Origin of the sequence: Enterobacter sp. CPE_E1241 (assembly GCF_045618265.1) — a bacterium.
Lineage (GTDB): Bacteria > Pseudomonadota > Gammaproteobacteria > Enterobacterales > Enterobacteriaceae > Enterobacter > Enterobacter adelaidei.
The window spans coordinates 3,954,521-3,976,793 of sequence record NZ_JBIWYV010000001.1 but is presented as its reverse complement, the minus strand read 5'-3'; the positions used below and the strand labels follow the sequence as shown (position 1 = coordinate 3,976,793).

The 22,273-nt window shown below is 53.9% G+C and carries 20 protein-coding genes and 1 other RNA gene; 15 read left to right on the top strand and 6 right to left on the bottom strand.

Annotated features, from left to right (window positions below; genetic code table 11):
- Positions 1–11 precede the first annotated feature (11 nt).
- On the bottom strand, positions 12–1,166 hold the full coding sequence (metK, locus tag ACJ9Y9_RS19430; RefSeq protein ID WP_028016974.1) for a methionine adenosyltransferase: 1,155 nt from the start codon (positions 1,164–1,166) through the stop codon (positions 12–14).
- 662 nt (positions 1,167–1,828) lie between these two features.
- Between metK and yqgB the strand changes: the two genes are divergently transcribed.
- The 3 genes from yqgB to speB all read left to right on the top strand — a co-directional run bounded on the left by yqgB (position 1,829) and on the right by speB (position 5,077).
- Complete coding sequence (yqgB, locus tag ACJ9Y9_RS19425; protein WP_127312443.1) at positions 1,829–1,960, top strand: acid stress response protein YqgB; 132 nt, start codon at positions 1,829–1,831, stop codon at positions 1,958–1,960.
- Positions 1,961–1,968: 8 nt separating this feature from the next.
- Positions 1,969–3,945: a biosynthetic arginine decarboxylase gene (speA, locus tag ACJ9Y9_RS19420; protein ID WP_028016973.1), complete on the top strand. Its 1,977-nt coding sequence runs from the start codon at positions 1,969–1,971 to the stop codon at positions 3,943–3,945.
- A gap of 211 nt (positions 3,946–4,156) precedes the next feature.
- Entirely contained in the window at positions 4,157–5,077 is a 921-nt protein-coding gene (speB, locus tag ACJ9Y9_RS19415) for an agmatinase (RefSeq protein WP_025757725.1), read from the top strand.
- Between the two features lie 86 nt (positions 5,078–5,163).
- Here speB and ACJ9Y9_RS19410 read toward each other — a convergent pair whose 3' ends face one another.
- Positions 5,164–5,922, bottom strand: a complete 759-nt coding sequence (locus ACJ9Y9_RS19410; protein ID WP_021242066.1) for a M48 family metallopeptidase — start codon at positions 5,920–5,922, stop codon at positions 5,164–5,166.
- Positions 5,923–6,194: 272 nt separating this feature from the next.
- Here ACJ9Y9_RS19410 and tkt point away from each other — a divergent pair, with 272 nt between their 5' ends.
- From tkt to ACJ9Y9_RS19375, 7 genes are all read left to right on the top strand, one after another.
- Positions 6,195–8,186 carry a transketolase gene (gene tkt / locus ACJ9Y9_RS19405; protein WP_028016972.1) on the top strand — a complete coding sequence of 664 codons (1,992 nt, stop codon included), beginning with the start codon at positions 6,195–6,197 and terminating at the stop codon, positions 8,184–8,186.
- A gap of 325 nt (positions 8,187–8,511) precedes the next feature.
- On the top strand, positions 8,512–9,531 hold the full coding sequence (gene epd / locus ACJ9Y9_RS19400) for an erythrose-4-phosphate dehydrogenase (RefSeq protein ID WP_028016971.1): 1,020 nt from the start codon (positions 8,512–8,514) through the stop codon (positions 9,529–9,531).
- Between the two features lie 49 nt (positions 9,532–9,580).
- Positions 9,581–10,744: a phosphoglycerate kinase gene (pgk, locus tag ACJ9Y9_RS19395; RefSeq protein WP_028016970.1), complete on the top strand. Its 1,164-nt coding sequence runs from the start codon at positions 9,581–9,583 to the stop codon at positions 10,742–10,744.
- Positions 10,745–10,836: 92 nt separating this feature from the next.
- Positions 10,837–11,916: a class II fructose-bisphosphate aldolase gene (gene fbaA / locus ACJ9Y9_RS19390; protein WP_028016969.1), complete on the top strand. Its 1,080-nt coding sequence runs from the start codon at positions 10,837–10,839 to the stop codon at positions 11,914–11,916.
- A 187-nt stretch (positions 11,917–12,103) separates the two neighbouring features.
- Positions 12,104–12,958 (top strand): small-conductance mechanosensitive channel MscS, encoded by an 855-nt coding sequence (locus tag ACJ9Y9_RS19385; protein ID WP_028016968.1) that lies wholly within the window; start codon positions 12,104–12,106, stop codon positions 12,956–12,958.
- Between the two features lie 145 nt (positions 12,959–13,103).
- Positions 13,104–13,739, top strand: a complete 636-nt coding sequence (argO, locus tag ACJ9Y9_RS19380) for an arginine exporter ArgO (protein WP_021242063.1) — start codon at positions 13,104–13,106, stop codon at positions 13,737–13,739.
- A 93-nt stretch (positions 13,740–13,832) separates the two neighbouring features.
- A complete protein-coding gene (locus tag ACJ9Y9_RS19375; RefSeq protein WP_028016967.1) occupies positions 13,833–14,564 on the top strand; it encodes an oxidative stress defense protein in 732 nt (243 codons plus the stop codon).
- Positions 14,565–14,606: 42 nt separating this feature from the next.
- On the opposite strand, the gene argP is transcribed toward ACJ9Y9_RS19375, so the two are convergent.
- Entirely contained in the window at positions 14,607–15,500 is an 894-nt protein-coding gene (gene argP, locus ACJ9Y9_RS19370; protein WP_008499727.1) for a DNA-binding transcriptional regulator ArgP, read from the bottom strand.
- Between the two features lie 127 nt (positions 15,501–15,627).
- Between argP and rpiA the strand changes: the two genes are divergently transcribed.
- Positions 15,628–16,287, top strand: a complete 660-nt coding sequence (gene rpiA, locus ACJ9Y9_RS19365) for a ribose-5-phosphate isomerase RpiA (RefSeq protein ID WP_003860091.1) — start codon at positions 15,628–15,630, stop codon at positions 16,285–16,287.
- A gap of 267 nt (positions 16,288–16,554) precedes the next feature.
- Positions 16,555–17,787: a phosphoglycerate dehydrogenase gene (serA, locus tag ACJ9Y9_RS19360; protein WP_028016965.1), complete on the top strand. Its 1,233-nt coding sequence runs from the start codon at positions 16,555–16,557 to the stop codon at positions 17,785–17,787.
- 41 nt (positions 17,788–17,828) lie between these two features.
- Here the strand turns inward: serA and ACJ9Y9_RS19355 are convergent, their stop codons facing one another.
- The 3 genes from ACJ9Y9_RS19355 to zapA all read right to left on the bottom strand — a co-directional run bounded on the left by ACJ9Y9_RS19355 (position 17,829) and on the right by zapA (position 19,004).
- On the bottom strand, positions 17,829–18,425 hold the full coding sequence (locus tag ACJ9Y9_RS19355; RefSeq protein WP_028016964.1) for a 5-formyltetrahydrofolate cyclo-ligase: 597 nt from the start codon (positions 18,423–18,425) through the stop codon (positions 17,829–17,831).
- 24 nt (positions 18,426–18,449) lie between these two features.
- A non-coding RNA gene (ssrS, locus tag ACJ9Y9_RS19350) (6S RNA) lies at positions 18,450–18,633 on the bottom strand.
- 41 nt (positions 18,634–18,674) lie between these two features.
- Positions 18,675–19,004, bottom strand: a complete 330-nt coding sequence (gene zapA, locus ACJ9Y9_RS19345; protein ID WP_006811891.1) for a cell division protein ZapA — start codon at positions 19,002–19,004, stop codon at positions 18,675–18,677.
- A gap of 168 nt (positions 19,005–19,172) precedes the next feature.
- On the opposite strand from zapA, the gene ACJ9Y9_RS19340 reads away from it, so the two are divergent.
- The 3 genes from ACJ9Y9_RS19340 to ubiH are packed head-to-tail and all read left to right on the top strand — an operon-like array spanning position 19,173 to position 22,271.
- Entirely contained in the window at positions 19,173–19,751 is a 579-nt protein-coding gene (locus tag ACJ9Y9_RS19340; protein WP_028016963.1) for a YecA family protein, read from the top strand.
- A gap of 31 nt (positions 19,752–19,782) precedes the next feature.
- The gene (gene pepP, locus ACJ9Y9_RS19335; protein ID WP_028016962.1) at positions 19,783–21,096 is read left to right on the top strand and encodes a Xaa-Pro aminopeptidase; all 1,314 of its coding nucleotides are present in this window, start codon (positions 19,783–19,785) and stop codon (positions 21,094–21,096) included.
- Entirely contained in the window at positions 21,093–22,271 is a 1,179-nt protein-coding gene (gene ubiH / locus ACJ9Y9_RS19330) for a 2-octaprenyl-6-methoxyphenyl hydroxylase (RefSeq protein WP_028016961.1), read from the top strand. The genes pepP and ubiH overlap by 4 nt, the downstream gene beginning before the upstream one ends.
- Positions 22,272–22,273 lie beyond the last annotated feature (2 nt).

Genomic DNA, 22,273 nt, shown 5'->3' with positions numbered 1-22,273 from the left:
CTGTCAGTCGATTATTTCAGACCGGCAGCTTCACGCAGCAGAGCGGCTTTGTCGGTTTTTTCCCATGGGAAATGTTCACGACCAAAGTGACCGTATGCAGCGGTTTCTTTGTAGATAGGGTGCAGCAGATCCAGCATCTGGATCAGACCGTATGGACGCAGGTCGAAGAACTCGCGCACCAGCAGCGTCAGCTGTTCTGAAGGGACTTTCTCAGTACCGAAGGTTTCAACCATGATGGAGGTTGGTTCAGCGACGCCAATAGCGTAGGACACCTGAATCTCACAACGATCGGCCAGACCTGCAGCAACGATGTTTTTCGCAACATAACGTGCAGCATACGCCGCAGAGCGGTCAACTTTTGATGGATCTTTACCAGAGAACGCACCGCCACCGTGACGCGCCATGCCGCCGTAGGTATCAACGATGATTTTACGACCGGTCAGACCGCAGTCACCCATTGGGCCGCCGATAACAAAGCGTCCGGTTGGGTTGATGAAGAATTTGGTTGCAGAGCTCAGCCATTCGGTCGGCAGAACCGGCTTGATGATCTCTTCCATCACTGCTTCTTGCAGGGATTTCTGATCGATATCTTCGGAATGCTGGGTAGACAGAACCACCGCGTCAATCCCGACGATTTTGCCGTCGTCATACTGGAAGGTCACCTGGCTTTTTGCATCCGGGCGCAGCCACGGCAGGGTGCCGTTTTTACGCACTTCAGCCTGACGCTGCACCAGACGGTGTGCGTAGGTCACAGGTGCTGGCATCAGCACGTCGGTTTCGTTGGTTGCATAGCCGAACATCAGGCCCTGGTCGCCCGCGCCTTGTTCCAGTGGATCGGCACGATCAACGCCCTGGTTGATGTCTGGGGACTGTTTACCAATTGCGCTCAGTACCGCGCAGGAGTTGGCATCAAAGCCCATATCAGAATGCACATAGCCGATCTCACGCACCGTGTTACGGGTGATCTCTTCGATATCAACCCATGCGCTGGTGGTGATCTCACCGCCAACCAGAACCATGCCGGTTTTGACATAGGTTTCACACGCTACGCGCGCTTTAGGATCCTGGGTCAGGATCGCGTCCAGCACTGCATCGGAGATTTGGTCAGCAATTTTATCAGGATGTCCTTCTGATACGGACTCGGACGTAAACAGGTGTTTTGCCATGTTTTATTTCACCTAAGAGGAATTTGGTTAGCTCAAGCTGCTGTGTGGATTAGCCAAAGGAGATAATTCTACCAAGGCCTGCAGGTTTTTGACACTGGCAGTATGAGTGTTAATCAGTATAGATGGATTAACATCTGGACGTCTATTTTAGGTCACTTCTTCACCCGATTTCCAGTTTTTTTTGACTAACCTCTCACTCAGTTGAAATTACGTCTGGCAATAATTCCTGACGGCCCTGGCAACACGCACATTTATCTTTTGCTTTTTACCCCTGTTCTCGGTATAAAACGCGGCGCGCGGCTCATACAAAAAAGCGCTCGATGAACTCATCGTGTCGCCACTTCCAGCCGGGTTAAGCAGTGAACTTTTAGCTTTGGCTTGTGGTCCGTTTCAGCAGAGGCGGCCGTGGAGGTGATACGAGATAATGAACCATCGTTTTCCGCTAATTCAGCGCAGCCGTTCTGGCGCGCATTTGATTCCCGCAACCCGCATTTCTAGTCTGCAAACCTGCCGATGTTATACCCATCTCGGCGCTTCTCAGGATTCCAGGGCCGGTCACGCTTTGTGAAAACTGAACAAGGGCGCTCTTGTTAATACAAGAGTTTTCTCGTGGTTTCGCCGAACCTTGTCATACAGAGTTCGGATACGTGTTTTACAATGATATGAATAAGAAACCGGTCGCACGGTCTGGATTTCAGCATACTCTGCTGGGAAACGGAGCCGTTTATGGGTTGTTATCGCCGTATAACGCTGCGATAGTAGTCAACTGTTTTACACTTAATACAAAGAGTTGAGGTTCGCTATGTCTGACGACATGTCTTCTTTTTCGCCTTCGTCAGCGGGCGAACAGGGTGTACTACGTTCTATGCAGGAGGTTGCGATGAGCTCCCAGGAAGCCAGCAAGATGCTGCGCACTTACAATATTGCCTGGTGGGGCAATAACTACTACGACGTCAACGAACTGGGCCACATCAGCGTTTGCCCGGACCCTGACGTTCCTGAAGCGCGCGTGGATCTCGCCAAACTGGTGAAAGCCCGCGAAGCACAGGGCCAGCGTTTGCCTGCACTGTTCTGCTTCCCGCAGATCCTGCAACACCGCCTGCGTTCGATTAACGCCGCGTTCAAACGTGCGCGTGAATCCTACGGTTATAAAGGCGACTATTTCCTGGTTTACCCGATCAAGGTGAACCAGCACCGCCGCGTGATTGAATCGCTAATCCACTCCGGCGAACCGCTGGGCCTGGAAGCTGGTTCAAAAGCAGAACTGATGGCCGTGCTGGCGCATGCGGGCATGACCCGTTCAGTTATCGTCTGTAACGGCTATAAAGACCGTGAATATATTCGTCTGGCGCTGATTGGCGAAAAGATGGGTCATAAGGTCTATCTGGTTATCGAGAAGATGACCGAAATCGCTATTGTGCTGGAAGAAGCCGAGCGTCTGAACGTGATCCCACGCCTCGGTGTGCGTGCGCGTCTGGCCTCTCAGGGGTCTGGTAAATGGCAGTCCTCCGGTGGCGAAAAATCCAAGTTCGGCCTGGCGGCGAACCAGGTACTGCAACTGGTGGAGATCCTGCGCGAGCGCGGTCGTCTGGACAGCATTCAGCTGCTGCACTTCCACCTCGGTTCGCAGATGGCCAACATTCGCGACATCGCGACAGGCGTACGTGAGTCGGCGCGTTTCTACGTTGAGCTGCACAAGCTTGGCGTGAATATTCAGTGCTTCGACGTGGGCGGCGGCCTGGGCGTGGACTATGAAGGCACGCGTTCTCAGTCTGACTGCTCTGTGAACTACGGCCTGAACGAATATGCTAACAACATCATCTGGGCGATTGGCGATGCGTGTGAAGAACACGGTTTGCCGCATCCGACGGTGATCACTGAATCCGGCCGCGCAGTAACCGCGCACCATACGGTGCTGGTGTCCAACATTATCGGCGTAGAGCGTAGCGAAATTTCCGAAGCCACGCCGCCGCAGGATGATGCGCCTCGTTCCCTGCAAAATATGTGGGAAACCTGGCAGGAGATGCACGAACCGGGCACGCGCCGTTCCCTGCGCGAGTGGCTGCACGACAGCCAGATGGATCTGCACGATATTCACGTTGGCTACTCTTCAGGTAACTTTAGCCTGCAGGAGCGCGCGTGGGCCGAACAGCTCTATCTGAACATGTGTCATGAAGTGCAGAAACAGCTCGACCCGAGCAACCGCGCACACCGTCCGATTATCGACGAGCTGCAGGAACGTATGGCGGACAAGATTTACGTCAACTTCTCCCTGTTCCAGTCGATGCCGGATGCATGGGGTATCGATCAGTTGTTCCCGGTTCTGCCGCTGGAAGGGTTGAACCATGCTCCGGAACGTCGTGCGGTGCTGCTGGACATCACCTGTGATTCCGACGGCGCTATCGACCACTACGTGGATGGCGATGGTATTGCGACCACCATGCCAATGCCGGAATACGACCCTGAGAACCCGCCAATGCTGGGCTTCTTCATGGTCGGGGCATACCAGGAGATCCTCGGTAACATGCACAACCTGTTCGGTGATACCGAAGCGGTTGATGTGTTTGTCTTCCCGGATGGCAGCGTGGAAGTGGAGCTGTCTGACGAAGGGGATACAGTGGCGGACATGCTGGAATACGTTCAGCTGGATCCGAAAACGTTGCTCACCCAGTTCCGCGACCAGGTGAAAAATACCGGTCTTGACGAAACATTGCAGCAGCAGTTCCTGGAAGAGTTTGAAGCGGGTCTGTACGGGTACACCTACCTGGAAGACGAGTAAGGTAAATCTCCCTTTCCCTATGGGAGAGGGGCGGGGTGAGGGCATCAGACCGCACAATGCCCTATACTCTCTTGAACCCGTATGAATTAGCGGCGATAATTCACCCCAATATGCTATTTACGAATCAATCCCTTCCTCGTCGGGTTTAACGACGCGGAGGGGATTTTTTTTCATCTGTTTTTAATGAATCGACTTTAAAAGAGGTCAGGACATGAGCACTTTAGGTCATCAGTACGATAACTCTCTGGTATCTAACGCGTTTGGTTTTTTACGCCTTCCGATGAACTTCCAGCCGTACGACAGCGATGCCGACTGGGTTATCACTGGCGTGCCATTTGATATGGCAACCTCGGGTCGTGCCGGTGGCCGTCATGGCCCGGCGGCGATCCGTCAGGTATCGACTAACCTGGCCTGGGAGCACAACCGCTTCCCGTGGAACTTCGACATGCGCGAGCGCCTGAACGTGGTGGACTGCGGTGACCTGGTGTACGCCTTCGGCGACGCGCGTGAGATGAGCGAAAAGCTGCAGGCGCACGCCGAGAAGCTGCTGGCTGCCGGTAAGCGCATGCTCTCCTTCGGCGGCGACCACTTCGTGACCCTGCCGCTGCTGCGTGCGCACGCAAAACACTTCGGTAAAATGGCGCTGGTGCACTTTGATGCACATACCGACACTTATGCGAACGGCTGCGAGTTTGACCACGGCACCATGTTCTTCACCGCGCCAAACGAAGGCCTTATCGATCCAAACCACTCCGTGCAGATCGGTATTCGTACTGAGTTCGATAAAGATAACGGCTTTACCGTGCTGGACGCCTGCCAGGTAAACGATCGCGGTGTTGATGACATCATCGCGCAGGTGAAGCAGATTGTGGGCGACATGCCGGTCTACCTGACCTTCGATATCGATTGCCTGGATCCGGCGTTTGCACCAGGTACCGGTACCCCGGTGATCGGCGGCCTGACCTCTGACCGTGCCATCAAACTGGTTCGTGGTCTGAAAGATCTGAACATCGTCGGGATGGACGTGGTGGAAGTGGCTCCGGCTTACGATCAGTCCGAAATTACTGCTCTGGCTGCGGCGACGCTGGCACTGGAAATGCTTTACATCCAGGCGGCGAAAAAAGGCGAGTAAGTTTAGCGGTTAAGTAAAAGCCCTCACCAACTGGTGAGGGCTTTTTTGTGCTTTTGAAAAGGAGGCACAACAGCCTCCTTCTGAAATTATTTAATTCCGTCTGCGGCCATACGGTCGCGAATATGCTGCGCGCGCTCTTCTGAGGCTGGGTGATCATCAAACATTGAGCTTTGACGTCCTGCTTCCAGTTTGGCCAGTTTTTCGAAGCTGGTGGCTAAACCTGATGGATTAATGCCACGTTTGCGCAACAGATCGTAGGAGTAGTCATCCGCTTCGGACTCCTGACGCTGGGAGAACTGAGAATTAACCAGCTTTTCTCCGACATCGCCAAGCTGAGACTGCGACAGGCTACCAACAATACCGCCCGCTGAAGCCGCCGCTGCGCGAATGGCGTTGGTGCCTAAGGCAACCTGCATCCCTTTCTTCACGTGACCGAGTGCAACGTGGCCCATTTCATGGCCGATCACCGCTTCAACTTCGTTGTCGGTCATCATATCCATCAGCCCGCTATAGACGCGTATACAACCGTTCGCCATCGCGAAAGCGTTCACGTCTTTGGCCATGTAAACCTTGTAGTTTACCGGCTGGCCATTGATGTTATCGCCCAGCGCGGAAGCAATCTTATTCAGACGCTGCGTGTAGGTACTGTTAGCTGGGGCAAGTGTGGCTTTTCCGTCCATATCTTTACAGGCCTGGTCGCTCAGCGCTTTTACCTGCGCGTCGCTCAGGGAATAAGCCTGAAAAGCTTCTGCGCCTGAGGTCATCAGGCCGTTAGAATCCATATTCTGACAGCCGCTCAGCAGGAGCGTTGTTCCCAGGGCCAGCACTATTGCACGCATTTTCATGAGGTTGCTTCCGTACTCGTTAATCTGAATAAAATCCGAAAAGTACACCGGCAACGAAGCCGGGGTCGGGCTAAGTATAAGGAATATCTACGGGGCCGGGCGAGCAGATTGCGCAACATGCGAGCATGATCCAGAGATTTCTTAAGCTGCAAAAGAATGCTCCATGTACATGGCATGCCGCTTGGGTTACATTGTTGGCACTTTTTTCCGGCGTAGCCCAAAACGCGCTGTCGTCAAGGGCATGGCCTTTAACAGTCCGATCTGGAGTTAAAATGTCCTCACGTAAAGAGCTTGCTAATGCTATTCGTGCGCTGAGCATGGACGCAGTACAGAAAGCCAAATCCGGCCACCCAGGGGCCCCTATGGGTATGGCTGATATCGCCGAAGTCCTGTGGCGTGATTTCCTGAACCACAACCCGCAGAACCCGGCATGGGCTGACCGCGACCGTTTCGTGCTGTCCAACGGCCACGGCTCTATGCTGATCTATAGCCTGCTGCACCTCACTGGCTACGATCTGCCAATTGAAGAGCTGAAAAACTTCCGTCAGCTGCACTCCAAAACTCCAGGTCACCCGGAAGTGGGTTACACCGCTGGTGTTGAAACCACGACCGGTCCACTGGGCCAGGGTATTGCGAACGCTGTGGGTATGGCGATTGCTGAGAAGACCCTGGCGGCGCAGTTCAACCGTCCTGGCCACGACATCGTAGACCACTTCACCTACGCGTTCATGGGTGATGGCTGCATGATGGAAGGCATTTCTCACGAAGTGTGCTCCCTGGCGGGTACCCTGAAACTGGGCAAACTGGTTGCGTTCTACGACGACAATGGTATCTCCATTGACGGTCACGTTGAGGGCTGGTTCACCGATGACACCGCTAAACGTTTTGAAGCCTATGGCTGGCACGTTGTGCGTGGTGTTGATGGCCACGATGCTGACTCGATTAAACGTGCAGTAGAAGAAGCGCGCGCTGTCACTGACAAACCATCCCTGCTGATGTGCAAAACCATTATCGGCTTCGGTTCACCGAACAAAGCCGGTACCCACGATTCCCACGGTGCGCCACTGGGCGACGCGGAAATTGCACTGACGCGCGAAGCGCTGGGCTGGAAACACCCGGCATTCGAAATCCCATCTGACATTTATGCTCAGTGGGATGCCAAAGAAGCAGGTCAGGCGAAAGAAGCCGCATGGAACGAGAAGTTCGTGGCGTATGCTAAAGCCTTCCCACAGGAAGCTGCTGAGTTCACCCGTCGCATGAAAGGCGATATGCCGTCTGACTTCGATGCGAAAGCGAACGAGTTCATCGCTAAGCTGCAGGCGAACCCATCTAAAATCGCCAGCCGTAAAGCGTCTCAAAATGCGATTGAAGCATTTGGCCCACTGTTGCCTGAATTCCTGGGCGGTTCTGCTGACCTGGCGCCTTCTAACCTGACCCTGTGGTCCGGTTCTAAAGCGATCAATGAAGATACTGCCGGTAACTACATCCATTATGGTGTACGTGAATTCGGTATGACGGCAATTGCTAACGGTATCTCCCTGCACGGTGGTTTCCTGCCGTATACCTCTACCTTCCTGATGTTCGTAGAGTACGCACGTAACGCCGTACGTATGGCTGCGCTGATGAAACAGCGTCAGGTGATGGTCTATACCCACGACTCCATCGGTCTGGGCGAAGATGGTCCAACTCACCAGCCGGTAGAGCAGGTGGCTTCTCTGCGTGTGACTCCGAACATGAGCACATGGCGTCCATGTGACCAGGTTGAATCCGCAGTGGCGTGGAAATACGGTGTTGAGCGTCAGGATGGCCCAACCGCACTGATCCTCTCCCGCCAGAACCTGGCACAGCAGGATCGTACTCCAGAGCAGCTGGCGAATATCGCTCGCGGTGGTTATGTGCTGAAAGATTGTGCAGGTCAGCCTGAACTGATCTTCATCGCTACCGGTTCTGAAGTTGAGCTGGCTGTTGCGGCATGGGACAAACTGTCTGCCGAAGGCGTTAAAGCGCGTGTGGTCTCCATGCCGTCTACCGATGCGTTCGACAAGCAGGATGCTGCATACCGCGAGTCCGTACTGCCTAAAGCGGTTACTGCTCGTGTGGCGGTGGAAGCGGGTATTGCTGACTACTGGTTCAAATATGTGGGCCTGAATGGCGCAATCGTCGGTATGACCACCTTCGGTGAGTCTGCACCGGCAGAGCTGCTGTTCGAAGAGTTCGGCTTCACCGTTGAGAACGTTGTAGCGAAAGCGAAAGAACTGCTGTAATCGCCGTTTTGCCCGGTGGCGCTACGCTAACCGGGCTTACAAATGGCTCGAAAGTAGGCCGGGTAAGCGCTAGCGCGCCACCCGGCTTTTTTGTTGTCATTATTCCACCTAAAATGTGACGCAAGTCATATAGCTCGCTTATTCATCTGGACAGACATTCCTTTTATTCCCCGATTCGCTTATTCTTGCTGAAGCGTTTCAGTCGATTAAATGTTCGACAATTGACCAATCAATCGCAGTTTGTGACAGCAAGGATTCCCCTTCGGGCGTAGCTGGATTACTCTTTCAGCCACCTCAAACCCAGGGATAGCTTTGCAGGAGATCTATGACCGTACGCGTAGCGATTAATGGCTTCGGTCGCATCGGACGTAATGTGGTTCGTGCTTTGTATGAATCCGGACGTCGGGCGGAAATAACCGTGGTGGCAATCAATGAACTGGCGGATGCTACGGGCATGGCGCATTTGTTGAAATATGACACCAGCCACGGACGCTTTGCCTGGGATGTGCGCCAGGAAAGAGATCAGCTTTTTGTCGGTGATGACGCTATTCGTGTGCTGCATGAGAACAGCATTACCGGGCTACCCTGGCGTGAATTGGGTGTGGATGTGGTGCTTGACTGTACCGGCGTGTATGGCAACCGCGGACATGGCGAAGCCCATCTGGCAGCAGGTGCGAAAAAAGTCCTGTTCTCTCATCCCGGCAGCAACGATCTCGACGCGACCGTCGTGTTTGGCGTCAACCAGCATGAGCTGCAAGCTGAACATCGCATTGTCTCCAACGCCTCCTGTACCACTAACTGCATTATTCCGGTCATTAAACTGTTAGACGATGCATATGGCATTGAATCCGGTACGGTGACCACGATTCACTCCGCCATGCACGACCAGCAGGTGATCGACGCCTACCATCCGGATTTACGACGCACTCGCGCGGCGAGCCAGTCAATCATTCCGGTGGACACAAAACTGGCTGCAGGGATCACACGTATTTTCCCGCAGTTTAATGACCGTTTTGAAGCGATTGCCGTGCGCGTTCCGACGATAAACGTCACTGCAATTGATCTTAGTGTGACGGTGAAAAAACCGGTAAAAGCCTGTGAAGTCAACATGTTGCTGCAAAAAGCGGCACAGGGTGCATTTCATGGTATAGTTGACTATACGGAATTGCCGTTGGTCTCAGTAGATTTTAACCACGACCCGCACAGCGCCATCGTTGATGGCACTCAAACGCGCGTCAGTGGCGCACACCTTATCAAGACGCTGGTCTGGTGTGATAACGAATGGGGCTTTGCTAACCGAATGCTCGACACTACGTTAGCAATGGCCGCTCAAGGTTTCAGGTAAGACGCATCGTGCGTCTGCAAAACTTTAAGAATCAACGAGAGGATTCACCATGTCTGTAATTAAGATGACCGATCTGGATCTGGCTGGTAAACGCGTTTTCATCCGTGCTGATCTGAACGTACCGGTTAAAGAGGGTAAAGTGACCAGCGACGCGCGTATCCGTGCATCTCTGCCAACCATCGAACTGGCTCTGAAGCAGGGCGCTAAAGTGATGGTAACCTCCCACCTGGGTCGTCCAACCGAAGGCGAGTACAACGAAGAGTTCTCTCTGCTGCCAGTTGTTAATTACCTGAAAGACAAACTGTCCAACCCGGTTCGCCTGGTGAAAGATTACCTGGACGGCGTTGAAGTTGCTGCCGGTGAGCTGGTTGTTCTGGAAAACGTTCGCTTCAACAAAGGCGAGAAGAAAGACGACGAAACACTGTCCAAAAAATACGCTGCACTGTGCGACGTATTCGTAATGGATGCTTTCGGTACTGCTCACCGTGCGCAGGCTTCTACCCACGGTATCGGTAAATTTGCAGACGTAGCCTGTGCAGGTCCTCTGCTGGCTGACGAACTGGAAGCGCTGGGTAAAGCACTGAAAGAACCAGCTCGTCCAATGGTTGCTATCGTTGGTGGTTCTAAAGTTTCTACCAAGCTGACCGTTCTGGACTCCCTGTCTAAAATTGCTGACCAGCTGATCGTTGGCGGTGGTATCGCGAACACCTTCGTTGCTGCTCAAGGTCACAACGTGGGTAAATCCCTGTACGAAGCAGACCTGGTTGACGAAGCTAAACGCCTGCTGAGCACCTGTGATATTCCAGTTCCAACAGATGTTCGTGTTGCTACTGAGTTCTCTGAAACTGCAACGGCGACCCTGAAGTCTGTAAACGACATCAAAGACGAAGAGCAAATTCTGGACCTGGGCGACGTTTCTGCACAGAAACTGGCTGAAATCCTGAAAAACGCAAAAACTATCCTGTGGAATGGTCCTGTTGGCGTGTTCGAATTCCCGAACTTCCGCAAAGGGACTGAAATCGTTGCTAACGCTATTGCAGACAGCGAAGCGTTTTCTATCGCAGGTGGTGGTGACACCCTGGCGGCAATCGACCTGTTCGGTATCGCTGACAAGATCTCCTACATCTCCACTGGTGGCGGTGCATTCCTCGAATTCGTGGAAGGCAAAGTACTGCCAGCAGTAGCAATGCTCGAAGAGCGCGCTAAGAAGTAAGCCATTCAAGGGCAGGGAAACCTGCCCAATTTTCAGCGCGCTTTTAAGAGCTCGCACCTTTTCTAACGGCCGAAGATACAGGACTAAGCAACATGTCTAAAATTTTTGATTTCGTAAAACCTGGCGTTATCACTGGTGATGACGTACAGAAAGTGTTCCAGGTAGCTAAAGAAAACAACTTCGCTCTGCCAGCAGTTAACTGCGTAGGTACCGACTCCATCAACGCCGTACTGGAAGCCGCTGCAAAAGTTAAAGCACCGGTTATCGTTCAGTTCTCTAACGGCGGTGCTGCGTTCATCGCTGGTAAAGGCGTGAAAACTGACGTTCCTCAGGGTGCTGCAATCCTGGGTGCTATCTCTGGTGCGCACCACGTACACCAGATGGCTGAACACTACGGTGTTCCAGTTATCCTGCACACTGACCACTGCGCGAAGAAACTGCTGCCGTGGATCGACGGTCTGCTGGACGCGGGTGAAAAACACTTCGCTGCTACCGGTAAGCCACTGTTCTCTTCTCATATGATCGACCTGTCTGAAGAGTCACTGCACGAAAACATCGAAATTTGCTCCAAATACCTGGCGCGCATGGCCAAAATGGACATGACCCTGGAAATCGAACTGGGTTGCACCGGTGGTGAAGAAGACGGCGTGGACAACAGCCACATGGACGCTTCTGCACTGTACACCCAGCCAGAAGACGTTGATTACGCTTACACCGAGCTGAGCAAAATCAGCCCACGCTTCACCATTGCAGCGTCCTTCGGTAACGTGCACGGCGTTTACAAACCAGGTAACGTGGTTCTGACCCCAACTATCCTGCGTGATTCTCAGGAATATGTGTCTAAGAAACACAACCTGCCGCACAACAGCCTGAACTTCGTCTTCCACGGCGGTTCCGGTTCTTCTGCTCAGGAAATCAAAGATTCCGTAAGCTACGGTGTAGTGAAAATGAACATTGATACCGATACCCAGTGGGCTACCTGGGACGGTATTCTGCAGTACTACAAAACTAACGAAGCTTACCTGCAGGGCCAGCTGGGCAACCCGAAAGGCGAAGACCAGCCGAACAAGAAATACTACGATCCACGCGTATGGCTGCGCGCAGCGCAGACTTCCATGGTGACCCGTCTGGAGCAGGCTTTCAAAGAACTGAACGCGGTTGACGTTCTGTAATTTGAGCTGCTAACAGCATCTGAAGGCCCGCAAATGCGGGCCTTTTTTTATGCTTTTTCAAGAACCTGCTATACAGGTTTTTGTGATCTGTTTGGCAAAACCGGTGCTTTTTGTTTACCCTTTACTGACCTGCCTGTCTCCATGGGGGATGGATTTTTGTGTTTTGGTTTAACAAAAGGAAGAATAAATGGAACAACTCGATGTCGTAGACAGCATCAATAACGCCGGTACCTGGCTGGTGCGTAACCAGGAGTTGCTGCTGAGCTACGCCGTAAACATCGTAGCGGCTATTGCCATCCTCATCGTCGGGATGATCGTGGCACGTATCGTATCAAACACCGTCAACCGCGTGATGCGCGCCCGAAACATTGATGCCACGGTTGCAGATTTCCTCTCTGCACTGGTGCGCTACGGCATTATCGCCTTTACGCTGATTGCGGCGCTGGGACGCGTCGGCGTACAGACCGCATCGGTAATCGCCGTGCTTGGTGCAGCAGGTCTGGCTATTGGCCTTGCATTGCAGGGCTCGCTCTCGAATCTGGCCGCCGGCGTACTGCTGGTCACCTTCCGCCCATTCCGTTCTGGTGAGTACGTGGATCTTGGTGGGATTGCCGGAACGGTACTGCAGGTACAGATTTTCTCTACCACCCTGCGTACCGTTGATGGTCGTATTGTTGTTGTGCCAAACGGGAAAATTATTGCAGGCAACATCATCAACTTTTCCCGCGAACCTGTGCGCCGAAATGAGCTGATCATCAGCGTGGCATATGATTCCGATATCGATCAGGTGAAGTCGCTGATTAGCAATATCATTGCTTCAGACGATCGCATTCTGAAAGACAAAGAGCAGACCGTACGCCTGAACGAACTGGGTGCTTCTTCGATTAACTTCGTGGTACGTATCTGGAGCAAAAGCAGCGATCTGCAAAACGTTTACTGGGATGTTCTGGAGCGTATCAAACGTGAGTTCGATGCTAACGGCATCAGCTTCCCGTACCCGCAGATGGACGTAAACGTCAAAAAAGTCAAAGAAGCAGAATAACTTCACCACCAGGCCCGGTAAGCGCTAGCACCACCGGGCATTATTTTTATAAGCACGACTAATCCCCAATTAATATTATCAATTTCCTCTAATGTGATTCGCGCAGTATAGTCTGCTTCCAGAACAACACTGTGAGAGTTTCGTCATGTTATCCTATTACTTTCAAGGGCTTGCCTTAGGTGCGGCCATGATCCTTCCGCTTGGCCCGCAAAATGCGTTCGTGATGAACCAGGGCATTCGCCGCCAGTATCATCTGATGATTGCCCTGCTGTGCGCGGTAAGCGATTTGCTGCTGATCTGCGCCGGGATTTTTGGCGGTAGTGCATTGCTGATGCAGTCGCCGTGGCTTCTTGCATTGGTTACCTGGGGCGGCGTGGCGTTCCTGCTGTGGTACGGTTTTGGTGCACTGAAAACGGCCATGAGCAGCAACCTTGAGCTGGCAAGCGCTGAAGTTATGAAGCAGGGACGCTGGAAGATCATCGTCACCATGCTGGCGGTCACCTGGCTTAACCCGCACGTTTATCTCGATACTTTTGTGGTGCTGGGGAGCCTGGGCGGACAGCTGGATGTTGAGCCGAAGCGCTGGTTTGCGCTTGGCACGGTCAGCGCCTCTTTCCTCTGGTTCTTCGGTCTCGCCATACTTGCGGCTTGGCTGGCCCCTCGTCTTCGCACTGCTAAAGCGCAGCGGATCATCAACACGCTGGTGGGTCTCGTGATGTGGTTTATCGCCTTCCAGTTGGCAAAAGAGGGCATTCACCATGTCCAGGAATTGTTCAACTAAGCCATTGTCTTATGGACAACTGAACAAGACCCGCTAAGCTTGCTGGCATGCGCCCTGTTGTTGGGGCACTCTTCGCAACATGGAGGAATGACAGTGAAGTTTAAAGTGATGGCCCTGGCGGCATTAGTGAGTTTAGGTGCGGTGTCGGTGCAGGCAAGTGAACTGCCAGATGGTCCGCACATCGTCACTTCAGGCACTGCAAGTGTGGATGCGGTACCGGATGTTGCAACCCTGGCGATTGAAGTCAATGTGGCTGCGAAAGATGCGGCATCTGCCAAGAAGCAGGCTGACGATCGTGTTGCGCAATATCTCTCTTTTCTTGAGCAGAACGGTGTAGGTAAAAAAGATATCAACTCCGCTAACCTGCGTACTCAACCCGATTACGACTACCAGAACGGCAAAAGCATTCTGAAAGGCTACCGTGCTGTGCGTACTGTCGAAGTGACGGTGCGTCAACTGGACAAGCTGAATGCATTATTGGATGGCGCGCTGAAGGCGGGGCTGAACGAAATTCGCTCTGTGTCGCTGGGCGTTGCGCAACCGGAGAAATACAAAGACGAAGCGCGTAAAGCGGCGATTGATGATGCGATGCATCAGGCGCAACAGCTGGCCGCTGGCTTTAACAGCAAGCTCGGCCCGGTTTACAGCGTGCGTTACCACGTCTCTAACTATCAGCCAAGCCCGATGGTGCGGATGATGAAAGCCGATGCGGCGCCAGTATCTGCTCAGGAAACTTACGAGCAGCCGACGATCCAGTTCGACGATCAGGTCGATGTGGTGTTCCAGCTGGAGCCTGTTGCAGCACAGCAGAAAACAGCTCAGTAATCTGCAGGCCGGGTAAGGCGAAGCCGCCACCCGGCTTATTTTTTAATCCTGTCTCAACACCTTGTGCCCGTAAGCCAGTAGCGCATCGGTCACGTTGCGCATCATGCGGCTTTCCGGCGCAAAACGGTGCCAGTAGAGCATCCGGCGCTGATACAGCCCCGGCGTTAGGTCAATCAGCTCTCCGCTTTTCAACTCTTTCTCAATCTGCAGATGCGGGATCATGCAACAGGTGGTGCCTTGTCGCGCAAGCTGCACAAACGCTTCGGATGAGTTGACGATATGGCACGGTACGCTGCCCGGCGGCAGGTCAAAGTTTTGCTGCAGGAACGCCTGATGCATATCGTCCAGATGGTCGAACGCGACTGCTGGCGCTTTGAGCAGTGCGGCGCGGGTTACACCATTAGGGAAGTAGCGCTCGGCAAAGGCTTTTGAACCGACAAACAGGTAATCCAGAGCGCCTAACTGATCGACAAGACAGCTCGGCAGCGCCTGAGGCTGAATACTGACCGCACCAACCACTTCACCACGACGCAGGCGCTCCTGGGTACGGGTTTCATCTTCAACCTGCAAATTCAGGCGGATAGGGGAATCTGCTAATACCGGTGCCAGGGCCGGCAGCAGCCAGGTTGCCAGACTGTCGGCGTTGACCGCCAGAGAGAGCAGCAGTGGCGTAGAGCCCGTTTGTTCGTCACCCAGCCATTCATCTTCCAGTAGTTCAACCTGACGCAGCAGGGCGAGAAGCTTTTGCCCTTGCTCGGTTGGACGTGGCGGCACGGTACGTACCAGCAGCGGCTGGCCGAACATGTTTTCAAGCTGTTTGATACGCTGTGATACGGCGGACTGCGTGATGCAAAGCTTTTGCGCCGCGCGCTCAAAACCTCGTTCACGAATAACTGCATCAAGTGCCTGTAGTGTTCTGTAGTCCGGACGTTTCATCGTTCTGGCTGACTCCTTAATTTGGCTTATTCTGCACTATGACACAATTTTCCCTTTGTGACAGACGAATTCCACCTCACGTGTTCTATAATGCGGCCTAAGTTTTCACACCACAGGCAAAACGATCATGACGCAGGATGAACTGAAAAAAGCAGTAGGATGGGCCGCTCTCCAGTATGTACAGCCGGGTACCATTGTCGGTGTCGGTACGGGATCAACCGCGGCGCACTTTATCGATGCGCTGGGCACGATGAAGGGGCAAATCGAGGGCGCGGTTTCCAGCTCCGATGCTTCCACGGAAAAGCTGAAAAGCCTCGGCATTACCGTTTTCGATCTCAACGAAGTTGACCGTCTGGGGATTTACGTTGATGGCGCAGATGAGATTAACGGCCATATGCAGATGATCAAAGGCGGTGGTGCAGCGCTGACGCGTGAAAAAATCATCGCCTCCGTTGCGGACAAGTTCATCTGCATCGCGGACGCCTCCAAGCAGGTCGATATCCTGGGTAATTTCCCGCTGCCGGTGGAAGTGATCCCGATGGCCCGTAGCGCGGTTGCCCGTCAACTGGTGAAGCTGGGCGGTCGTCCGGAATATCGTCAGGGCGTAGTCACTGATAACGGTAACGTGATCCTCGACGTTCACGGTCTGGAAATCCTTGATGCTATCGCGCTGGAAAATGCCATCAACGGCATTCCAGGCGTAGTGACCGTAGGGCTATTCGCCAACCGTGGCGCGGATGTGGCGCTGATCGGTACCGCTGACGGCGTGAAAACCATCGTAAAATGATCTGATGGGGGGAGTCCTCCCCCCGCTAAAAAATTTTTGAAAAGCTAAATTCGGTGACTTGTGTCACGTTTTTACGCCTCTTTTGCCGATCCTGCCGCATTCGCAAATTTCTGTAGCATTTTCCTCTGTCATTTTACCCTGTATGACTTTTCTTCAGAGTGCCGACGCAAACGTTCATATTGCTGCAATAGTTTTTTTTGATATGTTGGCTATAGCGGATTTAAATCCAGCACAACATCAGTTCAGATAAAATACAGGGTCGGGTAAATGGCAAAGGTATCACTGGAGAAAGACAAGATTAAATTCCTGCTGGTAGAAGGCGTGCATCAGAAAGCGCTTGATAGCCTTCGTGCAGCGGGTTACACCAACATCGAATTTCACAAAGGCGCGCTGGACACCGAAGAGCTGAAAGCGGCCATCCGTGATGCCCACTTCATTGGTCTGCGATCCCGTACCCACCTGACTGAAGATGTAATTGCTGCGGCGGAAAAACTGGTTGCCATTGGCTGTTTCTGTATCGGCACCAATCAGGTCGATCTGAATGCAGCCGCCAAACGCGGTATTCCAGTGTTCAACGCCCCGTTCTCCAACACCCGTTCCGTGGCGGAGTTAGTGATTGGCGAGTTGTTGCTGCTGCTACGCGGTATCCCTGAAGCTAACGCCAAAGCACACCGCGGAGTCTGGAATAAACTGGCAGCGGGGTCATATGAAGCCCGTGGTAAAAAACTGGGTATCATTGGTTATGGTCACATTGGTACTCAACTGGGGATTCTGGCTGAATCTCTCGGGATGCATGTCTATTTTTACGATATTGAAAGCAAGCTGCCTCTGGGTAACGCGACGCAGGTTCAGCACCTGTCTGATCTGCTGAACATGAGCGACGTGGTGAGCCTCCACGTGCCGGAAAATGCCTCCACCAAAAACATGATGGGCGCGGAAGAGCTGGCGCTGATGAAGCCGGGCTCACTGCTGATCAACGCCGCGCGCGGCACGGTTGTCGATATCCCGGCACTGGCGGATGCGCTGAAGCGTAAGCATCTGGCGGGTGCGGCCATCGACGTCTTCCCGACGGAGCCTGCGACCAACAGCGATCCGTTTAATTCTCCGCTGTGCGAGTTCGATAACGTGATCCTGACGCCACACATTGGCGGCTCGACCCAGGAAGCGCAGGAGAACATCGGTCTGGAAGTGGCGGGTAAACTGAGCAAATATTCTGACAACGGTTCTACGCTCTCTGCGGTGAACTTCCCGGAAGTGTCTCTGCCGCTGCACGGTGGTCGTCGCTTGCTGCACATTCACGAAAACCGTCCGGGTGTGCTGACCGCCATTAACCAGATCTTTGCCGAGCAGAGCGTCAACATCGCCGCGCAGTATCTGCAGACGAATTCTCAGATGGGTTATGTGGTGATTGATATTGAAGCGGATGACGATGTTGCCGAGAAAGCACTGCAGAGCATGAAGGCGCTTCCGGGGACGATTCGCGCGCGTCTGCTGTACTGATTGTGTTGTGTCGGGTGGCGGCTGCGCCACCCGGCTTTATTCTACCAGGTCCAGGTTTTACTGGGCGTCACCACCGCCGGCAGCGGCACATCCCATTTTTCCACCGGCAATGCCTCAACGCCCTGACAATCATGCGCGTAACCCACCGGCTGTAGCCCATACTGCTGCCAGTTTTGCAGCGTCCGGTCGTAAAAGCCGCCGCCCATCCCTAAACGCTGGCCCTGTTCATCAAACGCCACCAGAGGCGTAATCAGCACATCCAGCTGTGACAGCGGCAGCACGTCACGAACATCCAGTTTTGGCTCAGTGATTTTCAGACGATTCACGACCAGCTCGCTGTGCGGGTGGTAGTGAAGAAACAGTAGATTACCTTCGCTAAACGGATGCAGCACTGGCAGGTAAACCTTCTTCCCGGCTCGCCAGAGTTGCTCAATGAGAGGTTGGGTATCCAGCTCGCCATCAAATGAGAGAAACAAGGCGACGGTATGCGCCATCACAACAGGCGGATACGCCATCATGCGCGCGGCAGCCTGCTGGGCAAAATGCGCTTGCTGATCGGAGGTTAACGCACGACGGCGTTGACGAATTAACTGACGAATGTCCTGGCGTGAAGCAGAAACTTCAGGGAATTGAGTCATGGTAGTCGGTAGAAGAAAAGAGAGGGAATCTCCGAGATGCCGCCGCAGGCTGTAACCCTTGAACCCTTGGTTCAAGGTGAATGTGTCGTCATAGTTTTAAGGCTTCTCGGACGGACCGAGCATGCTCACCAACCATGGAGCGCCACATTCTTGTGGTATGAAATATCGGCTCAGGGGACTGGCCCGCTTGCGAACATCTCAGAGAAATTTTGTCTTCACAGTTACTCTACCATAGTCAACTGAGAAGTGTTATTCAAACTTTGGTCCCGGTCTTTCGGGATTGCGACCTTGATCAAGCAATGCCTGTTCTATGGTCTGCTGGAGCATTTTAATGCGCTGCTCCATACTTGCCGCGTAGTCGCGGGTCTTCGCTTTTTCCTGAGTCAGTTCATAGCTGATGTTCAACGCGGCGATGAAAACCAGCTGCTCAGTATTTGTGACTCTAGTGCGTTCTTTTAGATCTTGCAACCGCTGATTCAAATCGTCCGCAGCCTGATTCAGGGCATCCCTTTGTTCAGGTGGACAATTCACTCGCAGTGAACGGCCAAAAATCTGGAGATCGACGGGTTGTGCAGACATGCCACCTTCCTGCTGATTGACTGCGCTGCCTTCGCTTACTGCCCCGGGGGCCGCGAAGGGGCGACACTATAGCTACCCTGATGTGAAGATACAAGCCCTTTTCTGGTATCACCAGGGTCCAAAGTGGTAGCATATCATGAAACTTCCCCCCTTTGATGACGAATGCTCATGTCTATACAGAACGAAATGCCTGGTTACAACGATTTAAACCAGTTACTGAACCAGCAGGGAGTGGGTTTAACCCCTGCCGAAATGCACGGTTTGATCAGTGGCATGCTGTGCGGCGGAAACAGCGACAGCTCATGGCAGCCGCTGATCCACGACCTCACGAACGAAGGGCTGGCGTTTGGTCACGAGCTGGCGGAAGCGCTGCGTAAAATGCATGCCGCCATCAGTGATTCACTGGAAGACGATGGCTTCCTTTTTCAGCTTTATCTGCCTGAGGGCGATGACGTAAGCGTGTTTGATCGCGCTGATGCGCTGGCAGGTTGGGTAAACCACTATCTGCTGGGGCTGGGTGTGACACAGCCTAAACTCGATAAAGTGACCGGCGAAGCCGGTGAGGCGATCGACGATCTGCGTAACATCGCCCAGCTTGGTTACGATGAAGACGAAGACCAGGAAGAGCTGGAAATGTCTCTCGAAGAGATCATCGAGTATGTGCGCGTGGCGGCGTTGCTGTGCCACGACAACTTTACGCGCTCACAGCCGACCGCGCCGGAAGTCCGCAAACCAACCTTACATTAAGAAAAATAACGCACAGGAGGGTGTCATGGTTATCTCGAATCAAGAGTATTCGCGCCGCCGCCAGGCGCTGCTCGCCAAAATGCAGCCGGGAAGCGCTGCGCTGATTTTTGCCGCGCCCGAAGTGACGCGCAGTGCCGACAGCGAATATCCCTATCGCCAGAGCAGCGATTTCTGGTATTTCACCGGCTTTAACGAGCCGGAAGCGGTACTGGTGCTGATTAAAAGCAATGACACCCACAACCACAGCGTGATTTTCAACCGCGTACGCGATCTGACGGCCGAAATCTGGTTTGGCCGCCGCTTAGGCCAGGAGGCCGCGCCGGCGAAGCTGGGCGTTGACCGTGCGCTGGCGTTTAGCGAAATCAATCAGCAGCTCTATCAGTTGCTGAATGGCCTGGATGTGCTTTACCACGCCCAGGGCGAATATGCGTATGCCGATGAAATTGTCTTTACCGCCCTGGATAAGCTGCGCAAAGGCTCGCGGCAGAACCTGTCCGCCCCCGCAACGCTCACAGACTGGCGTCCGGTCGTGCATGAGATGCGCCTGTTCAAGTCCGAAGAGGAGCTGAACGTGATGCGCCGCGCGGGCGAAATCAGCGCGCTGGCGCACACCCGCGCGATGGAGAAATGCCGTCCCGGAATGTTCGAATTCCAGCTGGAAGGCGAAATTCACCACGAATTTAACCGCCACGGCGCGCGTTATCCCTCTTACAACACCATTGTCGGTGGCGGGGAGAATGGCTGCATTCTGCACTATACCGAAAACGAAAGCGCGCTGCGCGACGGCGATCTGGTACTGATTGACGCCGGTTGCGAATATCAGGGCTACGCGGGGGACATCACCCGTACCTTCCCGGTGAACGGTAAATTCTCACCGGCACAGCGCGCGATTTACGACATTGTTCTCGAATCCCTTGAGGCGGCGCTCAGACTGTATCGTCCGGGTACGTCCATTCAGGAAGTGACCGGCGAAGTGGTGCGCATCATGATTACCGGCCTGGTTAAGCTCGGTATTCTGAAAGGGGACGTAGACACTCTGATTGCTGAAAATGCACATCGACCGTATTTTATGCACGGCCTGAGCCACTGGTTGGGGCTGGATGTGCATGATGTGGGGGCGTATGGCGCAGAGCGTTCGCGCGTGCTAGAGCCGGGCATGGTATTAACCGTAGAGCCTGGGCTGTATATCGCACCTGATGCCGATGTGCCTGAAGAGTACCGCGGGATTGGCATCCGCATTGAAGACGATATCGTCATTACCGAAAGCGGCAACGAGAACCTGACGGCCAGCGTGGTCAAAAATGCTGACGATATCGAGGCGCTGATGGCAGCGGCACACAAATGAGCGTGATTATTGTTGGCGGCGGAATGACGGGGGCCACGCTGGCACTCGCTATTTCGCACATGACACAGGGGAAACTCCCGGTGCATCTGGTGGAAGCCGTTGCTCCAGAGGCTTCAGACCACCCCGGTTTTGATGCCCGCGCCATTGCGCTGGCGCAGGGGACATGTCAGCAACTGTCACGAATTGGTATCTGGCAGTCGATTGCCGACTGTGCGACGGCGATCAACACCGTTCATGTTAGCGATCGCGGTCATGCGGGTTTTGTCACGCTGGATGCGCAGGATTATCGTATTGATGCCCTGGGGCAGGTCGTTGAGCTGCACGACGTCGGATTACGTCTGTTCCGTCAGCTCCAGGATGCACCAGGCGTCACGCTGCATTGTCCGGCGCGTGTGGCCAGCGTGAGTCGTAGTGAGGCGTCGGTTAGCGTGACGCTGGAAAATGGCACCGTCCTTGAAGGCCAGCTTCTGGTTGCCGCAGATGGTTCTCGATCTGCGCTCGGCACCCAGTGTGGTATCGAGTGGCGTCAGCAGGCTTATGGGCAGGTGGCGGTCATCGCGAATGTCTCCACGGCCGGAGCGCACAGCGGCAGGGCGTTTGAACGTTTTACACAGCATGGTCCGCTGGCGATGCTGCCGATGTCGAACGGACGCTGCTCGCTGGTGTGGTGCCATCCCCAGAGTAAGTCTGAAGAGATTCAGTCCTGGTCCGACGAACGTTTTTGCACTGAGTTGCAAAAAGCCTTTGGCTGGCGGCTGGGGCGTATCACCCATGCAGGCAAGCGGACGGTATATCCGTTGTCGCTGACGACAGCGTCTCAATCCATCTCGCATCGTGTCGTGCTAGTGGGTAATGCCGCGCAGACGCTGCATCCGATTGCGGGTCAGGGCTTTAACCTCGGGTTACGTGATGTCATGAGCCTTGCAGAAACCCTTTCGCAAGCGTGGGGTGAGCAAAAAGATTGCGGTGCGTACTCAGTGCTAAGCCATTACCAGAAGCGACGTCAGGCGGATAAAGAGGCGACGATTGGTGTCACTGATGGCCTGGTTCATCTTTTTGCCAATCGCTGGGCACCGCTGGTTGCGGGCCGTAACCTCGGGCTGATGGCGATGGAATTATTCATTCCGGCACGTGACGTGCTGGCGCAGCGGACCCTGGGTTGGGTCGCGCGTTAAGG